The 21,437-nt window shown below is 42.6% G+C and carries 15 protein-coding genes; 8 read left to right on the top strand and 7 right to left on the bottom strand.

Going from position 1 to position 21,437, the window contains the following annotated elements; translation table 11 throughout:
* Positions 1–565: 565 nt before the first annotated feature.
* The gene (locus F9817_RS21685; protein WP_161158289.1) at positions 566–2,845 is read left to right on the top strand and encodes a YgiQ family radical SAM protein; all 2,280 of its coding nucleotides are present in this window, start codon (positions 566–568) and stop codon (positions 2,843–2,845) included.
* Between the two features lie 57 nt (positions 2,846–2,902).
* Here F9817_RS21685 and serC read toward each other — a convergent pair whose 3' ends face one another.
* The 3 genes from serC to F9817_RS21670 form a co-directional block, all read right to left on the bottom strand.
* The gene (gene serC / locus F9817_RS21680) at positions 2,903–3,997 is read right to left on the bottom strand and encodes a 3-phosphoserine/phosphohydroxythreonine transaminase (RefSeq protein WP_161158288.1); all 1,095 of its coding nucleotides are present in this window, start codon (positions 3,995–3,997) and stop codon (positions 2,903–2,905) included.
* 134 nt (positions 3,998–4,131) lie between these two features.
* Positions 4,132–5,010: a hypothetical protein gene (locus F9817_RS21675; RefSeq protein WP_161158287.1), complete on the bottom strand. Its 879-nt coding sequence runs from the start codon at positions 5,008–5,010 to the stop codon at positions 4,132–4,134.
* Positions 5,011–5,076: 66 nt separating this feature from the next.
* Positions 5,077–6,405 (bottom strand): DUF945 family protein, encoded by a 1,329-nt coding sequence (locus tag F9817_RS21670; RefSeq protein WP_161158286.1) that lies wholly within the window; start codon positions 6,403–6,405, stop codon positions 5,077–5,079.
* Positions 6,406–7,015: 610 nt separating this feature from the next.
* Between F9817_RS21670 and F9817_RS21665 the strand changes: the two genes are divergently transcribed.
* Positions 7,016–7,564 (top strand): autotransporter outer membrane beta-barrel domain-containing protein, encoded by a 549-nt coding sequence (locus F9817_RS21665; RefSeq protein WP_161158285.1) that lies wholly within the window; start codon positions 7,016–7,018, stop codon positions 7,562–7,564.
* An 89-nt stretch (positions 7,565–7,653) separates the two neighbouring features.
* On the opposite strand, the gene F9817_RS21660 is transcribed toward F9817_RS21665, so the two are convergent.
* Positions 7,654–8,256 (bottom strand): TfoX/Sxy family DNA transformation protein, encoded by a 603-nt coding sequence (locus tag F9817_RS21660; RefSeq protein WP_161158284.1) that lies wholly within the window; start codon positions 8,254–8,256, stop codon positions 7,654–7,656.
* Between the two features lie 320 nt (positions 8,257–8,576).
* Here F9817_RS21660 and F9817_RS21655 point away from each other — a divergent pair, with 320 nt between their 5' ends.
* The 4 genes from F9817_RS21655 (at position 8,577) to F9817_RS21640 (ending at position 13,558) form a co-directional block, all read left to right on the top strand.
* On the top strand, positions 8,577–9,497 hold the full coding sequence (locus tag F9817_RS21655) for an HDOD domain-containing protein (RefSeq protein WP_161158283.1): 921 nt from the start codon (positions 8,577–8,579) through the stop codon (positions 9,495–9,497).
* A 189-nt stretch (positions 9,498–9,686) separates the two neighbouring features.
* Positions 9,687–10,580: a LysO family transporter gene (locus F9817_RS21650; protein ID WP_161158291.1), complete on the top strand. Its 894-nt coding sequence runs from the start codon at positions 9,687–9,689 to the stop codon at positions 10,578–10,580.
* Positions 10,581–10,724: 144 nt separating this feature from the next.
* Positions 10,725–12,383 (top strand): pyridoxal-dependent aspartate 1-decarboxylase PanP, encoded by a 1,659-nt coding sequence (gene panP, locus F9817_RS21645; RefSeq protein WP_161158290.1) that lies wholly within the window; start codon positions 10,725–10,727, stop codon positions 12,381–12,383.
* Between the two features lie 317 nt (positions 12,384–12,700).
* On the top strand, positions 12,701–13,558 hold the full coding sequence (locus F9817_RS21640) for a MurR/RpiR family transcriptional regulator (protein ID WP_161158282.1): 858 nt from the start codon (positions 12,701–12,703) through the stop codon (positions 13,556–13,558).
* A 61-nt stretch (positions 13,559–13,619) separates the two neighbouring features.
* Here F9817_RS21640 and F9817_RS21635 read toward each other — a convergent pair whose 3' ends face one another.
* A complete protein-coding gene (locus F9817_RS21635) occupies positions 13,620–14,867 on the bottom strand; it encodes an iron-containing alcohol dehydrogenase (RefSeq protein ID WP_161158281.1) in 1,248 nt (415 codons plus the stop codon).
* Between the two features lie 313 nt (positions 14,868–15,180).
* Here F9817_RS21635 and F9817_RS21630 point away from each other — a divergent pair, with 313 nt between their 5' ends.
* Positions 15,181–15,444: a GrxA family glutaredoxin gene (locus F9817_RS21630; RefSeq protein ID WP_161158280.1), complete on the top strand. Its 264-nt coding sequence runs from the start codon at positions 15,181–15,183 to the stop codon at positions 15,442–15,444.
* Between the two features lie 202 nt (positions 15,445–15,646).
* Positions 15,647–17,329: an aspartate:alanine antiporter gene (locus F9817_RS21625; RefSeq protein ID WP_161158279.1), complete on the top strand. Its 1,683-nt coding sequence runs from the start codon at positions 15,647–15,649 to the stop codon at positions 17,327–17,329.
* Between the two features lie 114 nt (positions 17,330–17,443).
* Here the strand turns inward: F9817_RS21625 and fabV are convergent, their stop codons facing one another.
* Together fabV and F9817_RS21615 are read right to left on the bottom strand one after the other, a co-directional pair.
* A complete protein-coding gene (fabV, locus tag F9817_RS21620; protein ID WP_161158278.1) occupies positions 17,444–18,646 on the bottom strand; it encodes an enoyl-ACP reductase FabV in 1,203 nt (400 codons plus the stop codon).
* Between the two features lie 378 nt (positions 18,647–19,024).
* Positions 19,025–21,280 (bottom strand): acyl-CoA dehydrogenase, encoded by a 2,256-nt coding sequence (locus F9817_RS21615; protein WP_161158277.1) that lies wholly within the window; start codon positions 21,278–21,280, stop codon positions 19,025–19,027.
* Positions 21,281–21,437 lie beyond the last annotated feature (157 nt).

Raw genomic sequence — 21,437 nt, 5'->3', positions numbered from 1 at the left:
GGATATATTTAGTGTTTTTACACTAATAACTATTATTACATTCAATTGTTCATCAGTATGGGTCTTAATTTAAGGCCCCTTTTTTTGTTACATTATAACAACACTTCTAATAATTAGATTCGATGCATATTAGATATCATTATTTCACTATTACCCACTAATTTAATGTGGTTTAATTTGTTCTCCATATCCTTTGATGCCATTGCATATCACAATTAATTCCATGATTTAAAAGCCAATTTTTTCCGGCCATTTCGTCTGATTAAGATCATGAGGTATTTAAGCCAAATTATGTTAAACTCGCGCGCTATTTCAGCAATTTTGACATTATTGGCTAGATACCATCTAGGGTTATATTCTCTGAACCACTGTTAAGTAACAGGTTCGGCTCTATCAATCAGTATCTGCCAAACCTCAATGGTATCGATGATTAATGTCATGAACGCTCAATGTGTCATAAACTACACTAGAAGCCAGATAACAACCGCGTCGCATCCTCGCTGAGGAAAAATAATAATAAGCTCCCAGCAAGAGACGACGAGTGAGCAGATGTCATTTAAATTATATGAAAGCAATAAAAAAAATCTTTGAGTACAACAAATACTGGGCCGAATGCTACGGTATTGCGCCCTTCTTACCCACTACGCGCCAAGAAATGGATGAGCTAGGTTGGGATAGTTGTGACGTTATTATTGTTACGGGTGACGCTTATGTCGATCACCCTAGTTTTGGCATGGCTATTATTGGCCGCTTACTTGAGGCTCAAGGATTTCGCGTTGGTATTATCAGCCAACCAGAGTGGCAAAACAAAGATGACTTCATGTCATTAGGTAAACCCAATCTGTTTTTTGGTATCACTGCGGGCAATATGGATTCCATGATTAACCGCTATACCTCCGATAAAAAACTCCGTCATGACGATGCGTACACCCCCAATAATGAAGGTGGGAAAAGACCAGACCGCGCAACACTGGTGTACTCGCAACGTTGCCGGGAAGCATATAAAGACGTACCTATCGTGCTTGGTGGTATTGAAGCAAGTTTGCGTCGCGTGGCCCACTATGATTACTGGTCAGATAAAGTGCGTCGTTCCATTTTAATGGACGCCAAAGCCGATATTCTTCTGTTTGGTAATGCAGAACGCGCATTAGTTGAAGTCGCTCACCGTATTGCTGCGGGTGAAAGCATGGCGGAAATGACCAACATCCGTGGTACCACTGTTAACCTGTCTGAAGTACCAGAAGGATTTACGGTGATCGATTCGTCTCGTATCGATAAACCTGGCAAACCTTTTGTGCCACAAAACCCTTACGCGGTTGAAGAACAATGTGAAACCAACAGCAAAAATAAGCAAGAGGAAGAAGCGGCAAAACCGATTACCATTCGCCCTTCTCGCCATGACGCGGAAACAACCGCAGTTCGTTTGCCATCCTATGAAAAATTGGTCAATGACCGAATTTTGTATGCTCACGCTAGCCGCGTATTGCATTTAGAAACCAACCCATATTCTGGCCGATCATTAATTCAAAGCCACGCCAACAGAGAGTTATGGGTCAATCAAGCCCCTATTCCATTGAGTACTGAAGAAATGGATTATGTGTTTGGTCTTTACTATGCGCGCGTCCCTCATCCGAGATATGGTAAGGCTAAAATCCCTGCATACGATATGATCAAAACCTCAGTCAACATTATGCGTGGTTGCTTTGGTGGGTGCTCATTCTGTTCAATTACCGAGCATGAAGGTCGTATTATTCAGAACCGTTCACAAGAATCAATCTTGCATGAACTTGAAGAGATTCGTGATAAAGTACCGGGGTTCACCGGGACTATTTCCGATCTCGGCGGACCGACAGCAAACATGTATCGCCTTGGTTGTTCTGATCCAAAAGCAGAAGCTAACTGTCGCCGACCATCGTGTGTCTTCCCAGGTATTTGTCACAAGCTAAATACTGACCATAAACACACTATCGATCTGTATCGAGCTGCACGTAATGTGGACGGAATTAAGAAAATTTTGATCGCCTCCGGTGTCCGTTATGACTTAGCGATAGAATCACCAGAGTACGTCAAAGAGCTTGTCACACACCATGTGGGCGGTTACCTAAAAATTGCACCAGAACATACCGAAAAAGGTCCTTTGAATCTGATGATGAAACCAGGTATGGGCACTTACGATCGCTTTAAAGAGCTATTTGAGAAATACAGTAAAGAAGCGGGCAAAAAGCAATATTTGATCCCTTACTTCATTTCAGCTCACCCGGGTACTGAAGATGAAGACATGCTTAACTTGGCTTTATGGTTAAAACAAAACAACTTTGAATGTGACCAAGTACAGAACTTCTACCCATCTCCGATGTGTAATGCGACAGCGATGTACCATTCAGAAGTGAACCCATTACGCCGTGTGAAATATAAGAAACGCGAAGATATTGCAGTACCTAAAGGTACTCGTCAACGTCGCTTACATAAGGCTTTGCTGCGCTATCACGATCCAGTGAACTGGCCAATTATTCGCGAAGCATTAATCGAGATGGGCAAAAAGCATCTTATCGGTGATAAGCCGGGATGTTTGGTACCCGCTGAAGATAACGATAAAACAACGCCAGCACAACGTCGCCGTTCAGGGCGTCATGGTGCAAACCGCTTTGCGACCAAACATACTAAAAGCCAACCGGGGTATGAACCTTTGCGAGGTGAATCCAAACGTAATGGTGAAACTCGCAACAGCAACGGTGGTAAAAACAGCGGCGGTCAAAAGTCTCGTTCTCGTAATCAGAATAGTAATGGCCAACGTCCACCAGCAAGTAAAGGAAAAGCATCAAATCGATCTCGCTCTCGAGCCTAGTCGAGAATTAGATACAAAAAAGCGCAGCCATGGCTGCGCTTTTTACATGGTCAATGATTAAGCGTATTTCGCCTCAAACTCTTTCATGAAATCAACAAGAGCTTGTACACCATCAATTCCCATTGCGTTGTAGATAGAGGCACGCATACCACCAACGACACGGTGTCCTTTCAATGAAGTCAAACCTTTCGCTTCTGCTAATTCAAGGAATGTAGCATCGAGTTCAGGTTTTACTAATTGGAAAGGAATATTCATACGAGAACGGTTATCCGCATGAATGTTATTGATGTAGAACGGCGAGTTATCGATCGCGCTGTAAAGTAAATCCGCTTTGGCACGGTTTGCTGCTTCAATCGCTTTTACACCACCCTGACTTTTTAGCCATTTAAACACTTGGCCAGATAGATACCAAGCAAAGGTTGGTGGCGTGTTAAACATTGACTCGCCTTCAGCTAATACTTTGTAATTTAATACGCTTGGCAGTACTTCATTGGCCAATTCAAGTAAATCATCACGAACAATCGCGATACAAATGCCAGCTGGACCAATATTTTTTTGCGCACCGGCGTAAATCACACCAAATTTACTAACATCAATTTCTTTTGAAAGGATGTTAGATGACATATCCGCAACGATAGGCTTATCAGTTACAGGAATGTCGTTAATTTCGACGCCACCAATTGTTTCATTTGGGCAGTAATGAACATAAGCAGCATCAGCAGCAATTTTCCATTCGCTAGCAGGCAGAATTGCGGTTTTACCGTCTTTTTCTACTTTGGCATCGAACAGATCAATCTCACAATATTTTTGTGCTTCTTTTACTGCACTCATTGCCCAATAACCGCCATCAATATAGGTGGCTTTTTTGGAGTCGCCTAGCAGGTTTAGCGGAACAGCAGCAAATTGAGCACGAGCACCACCTTGGCAAAATAGAACTTTGTAGTTGTCTGGGATATTAAGCAGGTCACGAAGATCTTGTTCTGCTTCTTTAGCCACCTGCACAAACTGCTTGCTGCGGTGACTGATTTCCATTACCGACGAACCCAAATCATGCCAATTAAGAAATTCAGACTGTGCTTTCTCCATTACCGGTTTCGGTAAAATAGCTGGTCCTGCACTAAAGTTATAAACGGTGTCCTGATTAGGCTCCATGTGTTCCTCGCTCCTGCTTACTTAAAGAAAATAAATGTGATTAATACCACTTTTTTTTATGAATAAAAAGTGACAAAAAGTTCTTTTCCATGCAATTTCGTTATTTTCTCATGTGTTGAGAAAAACCGCCGGTATCATTCTCTGCCTAATGAATGGGATCCCATCAAGATCGAGAATAATCGAGCAATCCAATATCGGCATAGCAGTAGAAAAATTATTGGTAAAATCAAGGTCTTTAATAGGTATAGTGCCATAAGAGTCAGGATATCGACTACCGAATTTTCAATCCGGTCAGATAATTCGGTTAGATGTGCCTTTTGCTGTTGCAGATTATCTGTCCATTGGCTCCATTGATCTTGTAGCTGTTGAATAAACCCTAAAAAGCTATGGTCACTCTTAGTTTGCTCTGGAGCCACTTTCATTGTGGATTGTACTCCTGGCTCATCAGATACCATGACGACTTTATTTTGGTTCGCTTCAATTTGCTGCTCAAGAAATAAGTGATCAACCAACGACGTACTCAAAACGCTGAGTACCACAATAAATCGACCTATCACAACAAACTGAAAGATTGCCCATCCCCGTTTACGATATCGACCTAACGGTTTGATCCAGATAACCGCTAACATCCCGAGGCTAAAAATAGTGAATACGACATTAATGCCCGTGGATGAAAGTATCATCAACAATACTTTCTGTAAGCTAAGTGAAGTAAACGCCATCACCATAATGTCGCTAAACTTATTAATGAGATCGCTGATAGGATTGAGCATCTGACCAATATCCACCGAGACGACCCCAGCAGAAACTTCTGAGCTTTGTAAGGTGGAAATGGCCGCATCTAAAGTTCGAGCAACAGTATAGCTAGCAGCCGCACTAACAAGCGCTTGATTAACCAATTCGTGGGCTTGTTGATCCGCTTTTTGCCAACAACCGAGAACAGCAATAAAAACGATCAACACAGAAAGAAAAAATCGTCGAGCATTTGCCGATTGCCAAATAGCTTGATTCATTATTTGACTCCAATGCTGTGCGCTGGAAAAAACAAGCAGGGGCAATGACCCCTGCTCAGATAAATATTACTGCAGCCCTCCAAGCCCAAGCATGAATAAGCTAACAAGAGGCACCTTTTCTCCATTATCAAACTCGATATTACCGTCTTTAATGACGGCTTTCATCGCATACCCTTTATCATTCTCGGTCGCTAGTTTACTTGATACTAAATGATCCGCAGTTTTACCAATCATTGGATATTCGCTAGCAAGGGTTTTGGTCACCGTAGAGCCAATACGTCCATCAAGTGTTGATAACAATGCCATTGGATTATTCAACACGTTATCCTGTTTGGAATCAGGTAGAGAAAGATTAATTTGTGTCGTGAATCTACCTTTACCGATACCTGCATCTAACTTGGCAATGTTTATCGTTAACCCACGACTTGCCAATTTATCCACGTACGGCAACATCTTGCCGATATCTTGCTGAGAAACTTGCGGATGATTTTGATAAAAATCCGACAACTGTTTAAAGGATGCGCGATCCAAGCCATCAAAAGTCACATCTAAATCAATATTCTTCGCCTGCCAATCATCAGATTTAAACGCTGCTAATGACGCCTGATGGTGCAATGTGACTCGGCTTGAATCATCGTTAAAGTAAGACTCAAAACGATAGTTAAAACCAGACAGTTGCGCGGTAAACTCATGGATTTCTGGTGCTGCTTTTTTCCATTTGTCTTTTTCTTCTTGAGATTTCGCCGCAACTTTATCACCTTTAGTCACAACTTCACCAACGGAAACCTCTTGATTACCAACCCAAAAACCAGATGTCTGTTTACCTTCTCCCTTCATCGCAATATCGGTTACGGTTATCTGCGCATCATTGGAGAAATCAATCGCCACCGATGGTGTTTTGGATTCAAAATTGATCTCGCCAAGTTTTGTCACTAGGCCTTTCATATAAAAAGAAGGCACAGTGACAGTGAATTTGTCCTCACCTTCGCTTTGATAATGCCATTGCTGTAAGGTTAAATTGAAATCGGTATTACCATTTAATTGTGTGGTCGTATCCAAATTCAACGGCAACTGAGGATAATCAGGCAACGTGGTTGATGAAGATAAACTAATCACACCATGACGAACATGGCTGGTAAGCACGAATTCTGTCGGTAACTTATCGTCTGCTAACATCTTTTTCGTCTTAGAATCTAATATCGTTACCTTCGTTTTTACATCAGACGACAAATATCCTCGTTGGTAATCCAACAGCGTCACAGCAACTTTATCGTTACTAAGGTGTTTTAATCCATCTTTGATAACGTATTGGCCAATTTGGCCGACAGCGAGTGGCCAACACGCCACTATCACTACTGCACCACCAATTGCGCCATACTTCTTTAAGCTATTCATATTGTTACTATTCCTATTTGTGCCATAACGTCTGAATTATTGAAATTTCAATTAATGCTAACTTAAGCCGATAAATTTATCGCATCTTATATCACTTCAAGTAAAAAATACTCGTCGCTTTCCTAAGACCCCCTGAATACTACATCTTAGGGTTATTTGGGTATAAATAGGCCTAGTGTAGCCTGATAACCGACGGTCTGTATTAAGAAAAAGCCAAAATGCGAAATAAATAAGAGTCATTACCCTACCGTTAAGTTCATGAAGAAGCCTCCTCAAGACCGATCGATATCACAATGCCTAAAAATTCGCTTTTCAGCATCTTGAGGTTACTTGGGTATATTTAATTATGTTTTCGCTGTTAGGCTCCGATTTTTATCTCTTTAACGTGATATTATGGCATTGTATTTGCTTGAGTTAGATTATTCTCATGGAGTGCCATTTTTTTGATGTGTCTCCAAGATTTGGAAAAGCGCTGCACTAGTCAGTGGAGCATTTGAAAACGCTTTGTATTTCGCTCAAGGCTTATCAATTAACAGGGATTCATATCCATGTCGATCGAGAGCAACGAGTGAATGAATGGAATTAACGACAAAATAGGTTTATCGTGACTATGCGTAAAACAATGATTGCAGCGATGCTGCTTTTGGTTTCAAGCTATTCAATGGCCGAAACAGATCCTGATAGCTCAGCTTCAATGAGCAACTTCAGCTACGACTATATCGAAGCAAGAATTGGTGTCAGCCCTGTGACCTATGGTGCAGGCTTTAGTATGTCTATCCACCCCAATGCCCATTTTGTCGGTCGTATTGATTCAAAATTTGATGGGGACTTCGATAGTGCGACAGGTCTCGGTTTTCATGCACCAATCAACAACTGGTCTGATTTAACTGGTGCAATGTTGTTACGTGTCCAAGATAAAAAACACCAAAATAGCGCCGACGCAGGTATGGAGCTTAACCTTGGTATACGCCAATGGCTTGGTCCACAACTTGAAGTAGGTGGTAACGCGGGCTACGTATCTATCGACGATAAAGATGATTGGACAGGGTCTGTATACGCTCGCTTCCATTCAACAGAGCTATTTTCTCTGGGAGCTGAAATGCGTTTCAACGACTTCTACGATGATCAACTAATGTTTACCGCACGCTTTAAATACTAAAGCAATAAAAAGCCGAGGTAGTGATGTATTACCTCGGCTTAACTTATATATGTAAACTTAAATCATTGTAGCGATAGCCTACATGGTATTTAGATAGCGACATAACCGAACGAACGGCATTCATCGAGAAGCTGCTGCCTTTTCGGCTCTTGAATTAACTCCCAGTGTACTCCATCAACAGCCCCTGCTAATTTCCAAAGCAGTTTTACATCAACATCTCGACCATAAATATTGCACACCTTTGCAAAGGCATTCGCAGCACCGACTTCCATCAATGTTGTGACATCAGATATGCCTGCCTTTTTCACCATACGTTCAATCGTTAACTGCAGATTAGGTAAATCACGCAAACGGCGATTAGATTGACAACGGCGACGTTTATCATCTGCTAAAGCACCCGCAATAGAAGCTTCAATCAGTTCATGAGTGATCGGGCTTGGTGCCATAATGAACTCAGTCACGTTATAATAGTTAACAGTTGCTACCGTCGTTTTTTTAACATGCTGAAACTTACAACAACCCAGTTCGATAAAGCGCGGTTCAAGATTATCAAAACTACGCAAGTAGACGGCACCATCACGAACCAGTGCGTACATAACGTTGTCATGAAATATACCCGTACCACCAAACATTGAACGAGTTTGAAGCGATCCATACTGAGTAGCCAATTTGTAAAAATGTTTACGAATCATAATTATATTCCTAGCCATGACGCCATATGTTTGGCATCCATTATTGTGTAAGCTACTGCACGACTACCTTCTGTGCGCAACTGCGTAATTCGTGACCAAATTATGACCAAAAATTAGCAAAACCTTATTTATGCAACAGAGGTTTTTGAGACTTACATCACAGCAAATACCTATAAAGTTTTATAGGTCAATAATGAGACTAAATTTTGCTGTCTTGCTCGGAGAAAACTAGATAACTGGTCATCACCAGCTATAATTTGTTGCAGAACCCCAACCTACCTCGCTAGAATGGCGCGTGTTATCGCTGAGTGTACGGTCTTATGAATCATTTATCCTTTTACTGGCTGCCAGAAAATAAACATAAATTAATAAACGGCTTAGAGAGTGAGTTTGCTCAAATGGTTGAGCTTTCCATTAGTACTGGAAAAATTTCGCTCCCTCCTATCCCCAATGTTGTATTACGCATCCAACAATTGTGTATGCAAGAAGCAACAGGAATATCAGATATAGCAGATTGCCTTACTGATGATCCTAGCTTAGCGGCCATCGTGATTCGAATCGCGAATTCTGTGGTCTTTAACCGCCGTAATATTACCTGTAACGATTTAATCACTGCCGTATCTCGCCTTGGTATATTGCGTGTTCGGGATATTGTGACCGCACAGGCAATTGAACAATTAAAACATGCCATCAATTTGAGCCCAGAGTGTAACCGCATTCTTGCTAACAGTGCGCATAACTCTCGTGAGCTTGGCGCGACCATGGTTCTGGTAACAGAAGCATTCAAAAATATTGAAGAGAAAGAATACGCTTATCTCGAAGAAGAGAAGGCACTTTTGGTCGGGTTGTTGGCTGATATTGGTCTCTTCTGCCTGGTTAATGAATACCACCTGTATCTAGAAAACGGGAACTACTTAGACGAAGACATCGCAATGCAGATTTTCCAATCCCGCTGTTCAAATACCAGTGAACTGGTATTGAAACATTGGGGATTTGATAATGACTTTCAGGAAGTGGCATGTAACCAAGAAATGCGCACTCACGAGCATGAAGTCCGCTATCTTGATATCGCCCGTATCGCCAGTCATTTACTGATGTTCCGTAAGCAAGATGATGCAATAGACGATCATGAAGTAGAACTTAACGCGACAGGTGCTGAAGTTTTATATGATCTAAGTAACCTATCTGATATGGAATTTACTGACCAACTTAAATCTGTCATTATTCGCAGCGGATTTTAAAACGTCCGAAGACTGAAGCTAATACATTCAGTAAGCCAAGTGCAATGCCAATATGTATTAGCCTCAATTCAATAGCTCGGCCTCTATGCCTAACTTTATTGAACGTTTGGTAGACTTTCATTGTCCATTTCCACCTTCTAATTTCTTTAGAACAACTCTCACTAATTAAAGGACTAAACCTTGTCTGGGATGCTACTTATCTTTGCACCACTGGTCGTGGGGTATTTCATTTCTATTACTAATAAAGAGTGGTTAAATACACTTAATAAAGCGACAACTAACCTTGTTTATATCATTCTATTTCTGATGGGATTAAACCTCTCAAGCCTCGATAACTTGAGTGGAAATATGCAAACCATTGGGCAATATACCTTGGTCTTTTTTATTTTTATGGCACTGTGTAACTTTGCCACTTTACCCATTCTAGACCGTCTATATCCCATTGATATCGAATCTAAAAAAACCAAACTCCCCCTATCCCATATGGCATTAGACTCGATTAAATTAATCCTGGTTGTGGGAGGAGGCCTCGTTATCGGGCGACTGCAACCTTATCCATTAACTTGGGTTGAATCGACCAGTGAAGCTATCCTATTTTTATTGCTCTTCTTTATCGGTATTCAGCTGCGCAATAGCGGATTGACATTAAAGCAGATCGTGTTGAATAAGCACGGAATGATCATCTCTTTGGTCGTCATGGGGAGTTGCTGGTTGGGCGGATTAGCAGCCGGATTCACGCTCGATTTGCCTGTGGCTCAATCTTTAGCGATGTCCTCGGGGTTTGGTTGGTACAGCCTTTCTGGAATTTTAATGGGCGATGCCTATGGCCCTGTTTTTGGCGGTAGCTCATTCCTTATTGAGTTGCTACGAGAATTGCTGTCTTTAATGCTAATTCCAATGTTTATTAGCCGCTCACCATGTACTTCGATTGGCTATGCTGGCGCTACGGCAATGGATTTTACCTTGCCAGTCATTCAAACGACGGGGGGAGTTAAATGTGTTCCGGTTGCGATTGTAAGCGGCTTCATCCTTAGTTTATTGGTGCCTTTGTTGATGCTCTTTTTCGTTTCATTACCATTATAAACATTAGAACAATAGCCTTTGAGATGACTTGGGTATAAGTGTCAAATAGTTAACGTAAATACGGTGCATCATATAGAAAGTCGAGACTTTGACGGTAAATTGCTATATGTTGCTACCTAAATAGAGTAACCCTAAGTGGCCATGATGACACATAATCAAAAGTCCGCTGATGTCAGCTTTGAGAGTTTGTTGAAGATTTTCACTATTCCTGAAGGTCCAGACTCAACACTCACTCAAATTGAAGCCGAGCTGTCGCATAATTTGAATCAGTTTCTGCGTGAACATATCGTTGCTGAAGAAAAGCCGCTCACAGAAATCGAACGTGATTTTTCTGATCCGGCGATTCCTGAGCAACCACAATTTGTGTCAGAGCACACCGACCACTTAATGAATACGTTAGTGGCTCATTCCGTTCATACCTCCGCGCCCAGCTTCATCGGTCATATGACATCCGCTCTCCCTTACTTTTTGATGCCACTGTCAAAAATCATGATAGCGCTTAATCAAAATTTGGTGAAAATAGAAACGTCTAAAGCGTTTACGCCATTAGAGCGGCAAGTACTCGGTATGCTGCATCGTCTCATTTATCGCCAACATGATGGGTTTTATCAGCAATGGATGCATAGTGCTTCCCACTCTCTGGGGGCCTTCTGCTCGGGAGGAACCATTGCGAATATCACCGCACTATGGGTTGCTCGCAATAATACCCTAAAAGCGACGTCAGATTTTCCCGGCATTGAACAAGCGGGGATCGGACAAGCACTGGCTTACTATGGCTATAAAGGCTTAGCGATTCTTGTATCTGAACGCGGACACTACTCGCTAAAAAAAGCCGCAGATGTCCTTGGTATCGGTCAACAAGGATTAGTGTCTATTGCCACAGACGAACATAACCGTATTGTAATTGATGACCTACAACAAAAAATAGCCGAGTTAAAACAGCAAGGCATAAAACCCTTTGCGGTGGTTGGTGTTGCGGGAACTACAGAAACCGGCAATATAGACCCTCTCGGTGATATTGCTGATATTTGTCATCATGAACAATGTCATTTCCATGTTGATGCAGCTTGGGGCGGGGCCACTCTGCTTTCCGATAAATACCGCCATTTACTGAGCGGTATAGAGCTTGCTGATTCAGTGACCATTGATGCCCATAAACAGCTCTATATCCCTATGGGTGCAGGAATGGTGCTTTTTAAAGACCCAGACGCAATGAAAGCAGTTGAGCACCATGCACAATATATATTGCGCCATGGTTCAAAAGATTTAGGTAGCCATACACTAGAAGGTTCCCGCTCCGGAATCGCGATGTTACTATATTCCAGCATGCATATCATTAGCCGTCCTGGTTATGGCATGCTCATCGATCAAGGCATTGAGAAGGCACGTTACTTTGCCGAACTCATTCAAGAATCAACAGATTTTGAATTAGTATCAGAACCAGAACTCTGCTTACTCACTTATCGTTATGTACCAGAAAATATTGCTGCTACGATGCATAAAGCGACAAAAGAGCAGTGCTTAACCTTAAATAACGCGCTTAATGAGCTGACTCAATTTATTCAAAAAACACAGCGTGAAACGGGTCGGTCGTTCGTATCAAGAACCCAACTGAATCCTGCACGCTGGTATCACCATCCCACCGTTGTATTTCGTGTCGTCTTAGCCAATCCACTGACCAGTCGGGAAATATTGCAAGCAATTTTGCAACAACAGCGCGAAATTGCTAGATTAGCCCCCCAACTCATGGCAAACATAAGTAGAATCGCGTACTCTATCGAGAATTCTACGCCCATGCCATGATGTCGAGTAATAGAGCAAAATTACATCTGACTGAAAATTTATTTCGTAATCTCGTAATTAAGCCGACAGTTTTCTCTTGAAACAATAAGTTATTGCGTTTAGAAATGAGGGAAACTGTAGTTTTTATGAAATTTAGTTTGAGGCTTGTCATAGAATCATCATTTGATACATCGTTTCATTTATGAATTAGCTTTGCTAGGGTTTATACTCGTCTCACTGGCGTTGGGTCTATATGCCTTTGGAAATATGACTTGTTTCCGTCTTTAACACTCTTTGTGGCATACCAACGATTTATTCCTTATGCCTGCGTGAATACTATGAATACATTAGAAAAAATCCAAAAAAATCTGGAAAACTTTAGCAAGTCTGAGCGTAAGGTTGCGGAAGTCATTATGGCCTCCCCGCAGACAGCTATTCATTCAAGTATCGCTACGCTTGCCAAAATGGCAGACGTGAGTGAGCCTACCGTCAATCGCTTTTGTCGCCGCTTAGATACCAAAGGCTTCCCAGACTTCAAGTTGCATTTAGCTCAAAGTTTGGCTAACGGCACTCCTTACGTAAACCGTAATGTTGAAGAAGATGACGGCCCTGACGCCTATACGCACAAAATTTTCGAATCGACGATGGCTTGCTTAGATGTGGCTAAAAATAGCATCGATGCTGTGCAGGTCAATCGAGCTGTCGATCTACTCACCCAAGCAAAACGTATTTCGTTTTTTGGTTTAGGTGCGTCCTCTGCTGTTGCTCGCGATGCACAAAACAAGTTTATTCGCTTCAATATTCCTATCACTTGTTTTGAAGATATTGTTATGCAGCGTATGAGCTGTATTAACTGCACCGACAACGATGTGATTGTTTTAATCTCTCATACGGGACGAACCAAAAGCCAAGTAGAAATCGCCCATCTAGCGAAAGAGAATGGTGCGACAGTGATTGCGATTACCGCAAAAGACTCACCTCTTGATCAAGTGAGTTCACTGTCTATTTGCCTCGACGTGCCAGAAGATACTGACGTCTATATGCCAATGGCGAGCCGCGTTGTTCAAATGACGGTCATTGACGTATTGGCGACGGGTTTTACTCTACGCCGTGGTTCTGGCTTTAGAGAAAACTTAAAACGTGTGAAAGAAGCACTGAAAGACTCTCGGTACGATAAGTATTCAAATTTATCGTAATTGACATGATATAAAAAAGCGAAGCCCTCGAGCTTCGCTTTTTTATATCATTTTTCAAGCATTAAGAAGAATAAGAGTTTGGCGTTGAAACGTTGGTTTGCTCAACCACTTCAACACTGTTTACTTCTGTCTGTAACGTTTGTTTCACCTCTGAACCGCCACAGCGACACACTTGATTCAATACATACATCAACCGCTCGCTGGTTAATGGCATTGGATTTCCCTTAATCGAATGCGAACGCAATGCATCTTGCGTAACCTTCTCAAAAGATGTCTGGCAAATGCCAAAACTATCCAACGGTGGAATATCCAATTGATCTAACATCATATTAACCCACAATACACCATCTTCCACATTCACATGACGCCTACCGGTTAATATCTCAGCTAAAGCCTTATAGCGTGCCAAAATATCATGGCGTCTCTGACGTGCTGCCATCACGATATTTTCATGCATAACAAACGGCGCTAAGCGCGAGGTAATCACACTATGTGGGGCTTCTAGTTTTCCACCTAATGCAGCTGCGAGTCCATGCGCCGCCCCTAACTGACCATTATTAAGCGCTACGCCCCCCAGCATTGCTGCAAATGACACATCAGATCGTGCACCTTTATTATCATGCAAGCAGGCTTTTAATCCTGAAATAGCAATTTTTTCCAAGCCTTCTTTGCACACCATATCCGTCAATAAATTGGGTGCGCTACAAACAAAGACTTCCATCAAATTAGCAAAGGCTTCCATGACACCACGGCCTGAAAGGCAGCGCTCTGTTCCATAGGTTAATGCAGGATCAACAATAGCAAGACTGGCAATCATGTCATTACTACGCAGACTGACTTTTATTCGGTCCTGACCCGAACGTAATACCGCCTTTTTTGTCACTTCGGCACCGGAACTCGCCGTTGTTGGAATAGCGATAAATGGAAGTGGCTTTGCTTTGAGCGGTACGTTACGTCCAATCACTTCAACATAATCGTATACGCTACCTTGGTTAGGGATAATAGCGGCTAGGGCTTTACCGGTATCCATCACACTCCCACCACCAATAGCAACAACAACATCAGGATGAAACTTTCTTCCCAAGGCCGCGGTTTCTTCAATCATAGTAATATTCGGTTCAGAAGAGACAGAAACATGCTGATAACGCTTTTTCTGCTGTTTAAAATCGTCAACCAAAGGCGCACATCGTGTTAAGTCATGCCCTGACACCAACAAAATGTTATAACCATATTGCCGAATTAACGGTAAAGACTGCACAAAACAACCTTCACCAAATATGATTCTTGTCGGTGACATAAATTGAAACATAACCTTTCCTCTAAAACCGCCCGATAACGTATCTATACGCAATTACCAAATTTTTTAGAGTGATTTACGACAAATACATCGCTTAAAATTCACGCTTTACGTCAGACTATGCGTGATATCACGCTATCCTCCTATTAAGCTCATCTAGTTTCATAAGCTATACTTGATATACTGAGTCAATGGTTACAGATACGCCAAAAAATGCTGAAATTACGAACAATAGTTTTTGCCTATTGAATTGAATGGTAATTGCTACTTTATTTCCTGTAATGCATCAGGCATATTGGCATCAAAGATAATTAAGGAGAGAGTTATGTTTGTAGTAATTTTTGGTCGCCCTGGCTGTCCATTCTGTGTACGCGCAAAAGAGCACGCAGAAACTCTAAAAGAAAAGCTTGAAGACTTTAACTACCGCTACGTTGACATCCAAGCGGAAGGTATTTCAAAAGAAGATTTATCTAAAAGCGTAGGTAAACCAGTAGAAACTGTGCCACAAATCTTTATTGATCAACAACCGATTGGTGGTTGCTCTGAATTTGAAGCGTACGCGAAAGAAAACTTAGGTCTATTTGACTAATCGCGTCCCGTCAAAATAATTACGTTTAATCCGTATTTTGACACTTCATAATTCGTAAAACCCGCTCTCAAAAGCGGGTTTTTTCATAGCACGATAAATTCTATGTAAAACACGAAAAATTCACTTATTTTTTTCTCATTATCAGATACAATCCATCCAGTTAATCCACCACCCTATGCCAAATAGTATTTGAGCCTCAACAGTGAATATAGACGTCGTACTTCTGTTAAAACAAAACCCTATTCTTCTTATTTTTGTCGTTTTAGCCATAGGGCTGGGGATCGGTAAAATAAGGATCGGCGGCCTTCAATTAGGCAACTCTATAGGTGTACTTGTCACCGCACTGGTGATGGGACATCTCGGTTTCTCAATCAGTTCCGAATCTTTAACCATTGGGTTTATGCTTTTCATCTACTGTGTAGGTATCGAAGCGGGACCCAATTTTTTTGGTATTTTTTTCCGCGACGGTAAACATTACTTAATTCTCAGCTTAGTCGTGTTGGTCACCGCGATGTGGATTACCTATTTTGGTAGCTATTATTTTGGCCTCGATTACGGCGTTTCTGCTGGTATGATGGCCGGGGCACTGACTTCAACTCCGGTTTTAGTAGGGGCTCAAGATGCCATCAACTCTGGGTTAGCCCAAATCCCTCATAATAAAGATTTAGGCTTAGTGCTCGATAGTGTCTCAGTCGGTTATGCAATGGCATATCTGATTGGTCTCATTAGCATGATTATGTTTGCAAAACTGCTCCCAAAAATCCAAAAGCAGAACCTATCTGATTCCGCACAACAAATTGCGCGTGAACGTGGACTTGGTGGTAATAGCCAACGTAAAGTCTATTTACCGATTATCCGCGCTTATCGTGTTGGTCCTGAACTGACAAACTGGGTTGATGGCCGTAACTTGCGTGAATTAGGTATTTACCGTCAAACAGGCTGTTATATTGAACGTGTGCGCCGAAATGGTATCCTCGCCCACCCAGATGGTGACGCGATCTTACAAGAAGGCGACGAAATTGCCTTGGTAGGCTATCCAGACAGTCATGCACGGTTGGACCCGAGTTTCCGTAATGGTAAAGAAGTGTTCGACCGAAACCTACTTGACCTGCGTATTTCTGATGAAGAGATCGTAGTAAAAAGTGATTCGATTGCTGGGAAACGTTTATCTGAATTAAACCTTTCAGAATACGGTTGTTTCCTAAACCGTGTGGTTCGGGCGCAAATCGAGATGCCAATGGACTCTGACATTGTCTTAGCAAAAGGCGACGTACTTCAAGTCAGTGGTGAGAAAACGCGTGTTCAAGGACTGGCTGACAAAATCGGGTTTATCTCGATCCATAGCCAAATGGCAGACCTCGTGGCGTTTTGTAGCTTCTTTATTTTGGGTATTTTGTTCGGTTTGATCACAATGACCTTTGGCCAAGTATCCTTTAGCTTGGGCAACGCAGTGGGCTTATTATTATCCGGGATCACACTAGGTTTTCTACGTGCTAACCATCCTACTTTCGGTTATGTACCGCAGGGGGCATTAAACATGGTTAAAGATCTAGGGCTAATGTTCTTTATGGTTGGTATCGGTTTAAGTGCGGGTGGACAGATGTTTGAACACCTTTCTGACTTCGGTTTGAAAGTGATCGCCTTATCGTTCTTAGTCAGTGTCGTGCCTGTTGTGTTAGCCTACATCGTTGGCGCTTACGTACTAAAAATGAACCGTGCACTATTATTCGGGGCGATTATCGGTGCGAGAACCTGTGCACCAGCCATGGATATCGTCAACGATTACGCAAAATCAACCATCCCCGCTTTGGGATATGCAGGTACCTACGCCATTGCCAATATTTTGATGACCTTAGCCGGCACCATTTTAATCTTGCTTAATTAACATGTTTCAATCTGATGAGCCCCGCCATTGCGGGGCTTTTTTATCGCTGAAAAACACCAAAAGAAAAGGCGCTCAATGAGCGCCTTTGTATGAAATTGGCCAATTAACTCAGAATTAGAAGTTAATTAAGTCAAACTCAACTTGAGTATCAACGTCTGCTTCGTAATCAACACCTTCAATGCCGAAACCAAACAGTTTCAAGAACTCTTCTTTATATTCAACGTAATCAGTCAGTTCTTTTAGGTTCTCAGTGGTAATTTGAGGCCAAAGCTCCTGACAGTGTTTTTGGATATCTTCACGCAGTTCTAGATCGTCTAGGCGTAAACGGTTTTTGTCATCCACTTCTGGAGCAGAACCATCTTCTTTGTATAGACGTTGGCTGAACATACGGAAAATTTGTTCCATACAACCTTCGTGTACGCCTTCTTCACGCATTTTCTTAAATACCATTGCGATGTACAGAGGCATCACAGGAATTGCAGAACTTGCTTGAGTCACAACAGATTTCAGCACAGCAACGTTTGCACTGCCGCCTTTAGCAGACAGTTTTGCGTTTAGCTCAGCTGCTGCGCGGTCTAGGTCCATCTTCGCACGGCCTAGAGCACCGTCCCAGTAGATCGGCCAAGTTAGCTCAGTACCGATGTAGCTGTAAGCAACGGTTTTGCAACCTTCAGCCAATACGCCAGCTTCTTCTAGAGCATTGATCCAAAGTTCCCAATCTTGACCACCCATAACAGTGATAGTGTCTTCGATTTCTTGTTCAGTTGCAGGCTCAACGCTTGCTTCGATGATCACGTCACGGTTAGTGTCTACTGCTGTAGACGTGTAAGTTTGTCCGATTGGTTTTAGAGATGAACGAACCAGTTCACCTGTTTCTGGCAATTTACGTACAGGAGATGCTAGCGAGTAAACCACCATGTCAATTTGACCTAAGTCTTCTTTGATCAATTCGATGGTTTTTTCTTTTGCTTCGTTAGAGAAAGCATCGCCATTTAGGCTTTTAGAGTAAAGTCCTTCAGCTTTAGCGAACTTATCGAACGCTGCTGAGTTGTAGTAACCTGCAGTACCTGGTTTTTTCTCAGTACCTGGTTTTTCGAAGAATACACCAATAGTCGCTGCGCCGCCGCCAAATGCTGCTGCGATGCGAGATGACAGGCCGTAACCGCTTGAAGAACCAATAACAAGTACGCGTTTTGGTGCGTTTTTGATTGGGCCTTGAGCTTTAGTGAATTCAATTTGTTCTTTTACGTTCGCTTCACAACCCACTGGGTGCGTTGTTGTACAGATAAATCCGCGAATTTTAGGTTTGATGATCATATTCAACTTCCTTCAAAAATCTTCGATAGGATAAAAGGTTCGCCGCCTGTTCGCATCCTATTTCTGTAAAAATAGGCCTAAATCCTAAGTGGTTGGAGCACTCTTGTCCAAAATTCGTACAATAAATGACAAAAGGCTCCTATTTATACCCAAGTCACTTCAAGATGCATTTCAACCAGCAAGCCATTCCAACGCCTAATTACGTTAAAAAAGGAATCCCCCCTCCGTCATTAAGCTTGAACGGTGTTCGTTGATGACACTCTAAATCCTGCACCTTGAGGTCATTGAGGCATTAGAAGCCTTTTCTACTTAGTATCCGTTTAAAAGTGACAATGCGACCTTCTCATCGTCATTCATAGCGGGTTAAATTGTAGAGGTTCAAATGATATTGGTCAAAACCTCTGATTTGTCATGATTAAAGTGATCCACTTGAATCGCTTTAACCCTTAACGCCTCTGCTTTTAACACCGCCTCCAGTTCACTTGGCATGATAACCCCTGCCGCCAAAGCTTCTTGTAATCTATCTGCCAATGGCTGTTTAAGATTAATTTGTCCTGCCGCTCCCGCTTGCAATACTCGACCTTCGATCGGTCTTACTTGATACATGGCGACAAAAGCCTTATCTATCAAGCCAATATTGTCATGCTCTTGATCTTGGCGATGACAAAGAAAGGTCATCCGATCTCGATCTACGCCTGGCGTCATCAATAAACGGGCAATCTGTAATGCTTGTTCATCTTTAGGAGGTGTGAAACGCTGCCCTAAAGGAAAGATTAACGAGCGAATCAATTTGCCTACCCACTGGTTAGGGAAGTTATTTAACGCTTCTTCCAAGCTATCGGCCGCATGGTAAAAGCAATGTTCTAAAGCATAATCAACATAAGGTTTGTCTTGCTGTTGCTGGCCTTCACTGTAAAAGCGTTTTAGAGCAGCGCTCGCCATATAGAGATAAGCCAGCGCATCACCGAGACGAGCAGAGATAAGTTCCTTACGCTTTAGTGCCCCACCAAGCGTTAGCATTGCAGCATCGGTAGCAATCGCTAGGCCACTGCTTAGCCGCGATAAGTGCTGATATTCACGGCGATAGTGTGTGATGGAGTTTGGCACAGAGAGGAAGTAAGAGCTGGTGAGTGCTGAGGTTAATGCTTTCAAGGTCATCACACCCGAATGAGCCATGTGTTTAAAAAGCCAATGATCAAAATCATGCAAACCTTGCTTAGGGTCATCATTGGCAGCTGCCGCCATTTCTTTAAGTACGTAAGGGTGACAACGCGTCGCACCTTGACCAAAAATCATTAAATTACGAGTAAGGATATTGGCCCCTTCTACCGTAATTGCGATAGGAATCCCTAAATAATGTGAGCGAAAGTAATTCATCGGTCCGCCCTGAATGGCTCGACCGGCATGTATATCCATTGCATCCGCTAAAATCGTTCTGCCCATTTCAGTCATATGATACTTAGCAATTGCCGTGACCACACTTGGCTTTTCCCCGAGATCGAGCGCCGTCGTGGTTAGCGTTCGTGTTGCTTCAAGTAAATAACTTAATCCACCAATTCTCCCTAATGCCTGAGCCACTCCCTCAAATTTACCAATCGACACGCCAAATTGCTTACGCACATAAGCATATGCGCCCGTTGTGCGGCTGGTTAAATGACCAATAGCAGCACCTAAGGCGGGTAGTGATATTCCTCTGCCTGCTGATAAACATTCCACCAGCATGCGCCAGCCTTTACCTGCGTATTGTTGCCCGCCAATCAGCCAATCCATAGGAATGAACACATCCTTACCTCGAGTCGGACCGTTCATAAAAGCGAGCCCCATAGGATCGTGGCGATCCCCAGTTTCAACCCCAGGATGATCGGTTGGGATCAACGCACAAGTGATCCCCAGTTGCTCTTTGTCATCGAGTAAATGATCCGGATCGTGCAATTTGAAGGCGAGCCCTAACACTGTGGCAACTGGCGCGAGTGTAATGTAACGCTTATCCCACGTGAGTCGGATACCTAATACTTTTTGACCTTCGAATTCTCCCCAACAGACAATTCCCTTATCTGGAATACTGCCCGCATCAGATCCGGCTTCTGGCCCCGTCAACGCAAAGCATGGAATTTCCCGACCATCCGCTAATCTAGGTAGCCAATAGTCACATTGCTCCTTGGTGCCATACTGGCTGAGTAACTCTCCGGGGCCTAAAGAATTCGGCACCATAACAGTCACAGCAACACTGATACTGCGGGTTGCAATTTTAGTCACAATCGTGGAATTGGCTAAGGCAGAGAATTCACGCCCGCCATATTTTTTGGCGATGATGAGAGAAAAAAAGCGTTCTTTACGTAAATAATCCCAGATTTCATCGGGTAAACGTTGCTGTTCCATGATTTGAAAGTCATCAATCATACCCAGCAAGGTTTCTAATTCATGATTAATGAAAGACTGTTCATCTTCTGTCAGGGTTGGAATGGGAAATTGCAGCAGGTGCTCAAAGTTAGGCTTACCAGAAAACAGTTCACCTTCCCACCAAACACTGCCCGCTTCCATCGCTTCTTTTTCTGTCGCAGATAAAGGAGGTAGAACTTGCTTAAACCACTTAAATACCGGTTCACTGATCCACTTTTGACGTAAAGAGCTCATAACTTGCTCCTCTCATTGCGTTAAAGTCAGGTCGTATATCGTATTGCTATAAGTGCGCTTGCTCTCTAGGGGGAAATGTCCCCTCGTTCCCAGATATTGTTAGTATAGAACTCATCCGACCATTAACAATTATTTAACACTCATTCCTACTTATAAT

It is taken from the genome of Vibrio eleionomae, assembly GCF_009874545.1.
GTDB classification, from domain to species: Bacteria; Pseudomonadota; Gammaproteobacteria; order Enterobacterales; family Vibrionaceae; genus Vibrio; species Vibrio nitrifigilis.
The sequence above is the reverse complement of the archived record's forward strand: the minus strand, read 5'-3'. Positions and strand labels throughout refer to the sequence as shown.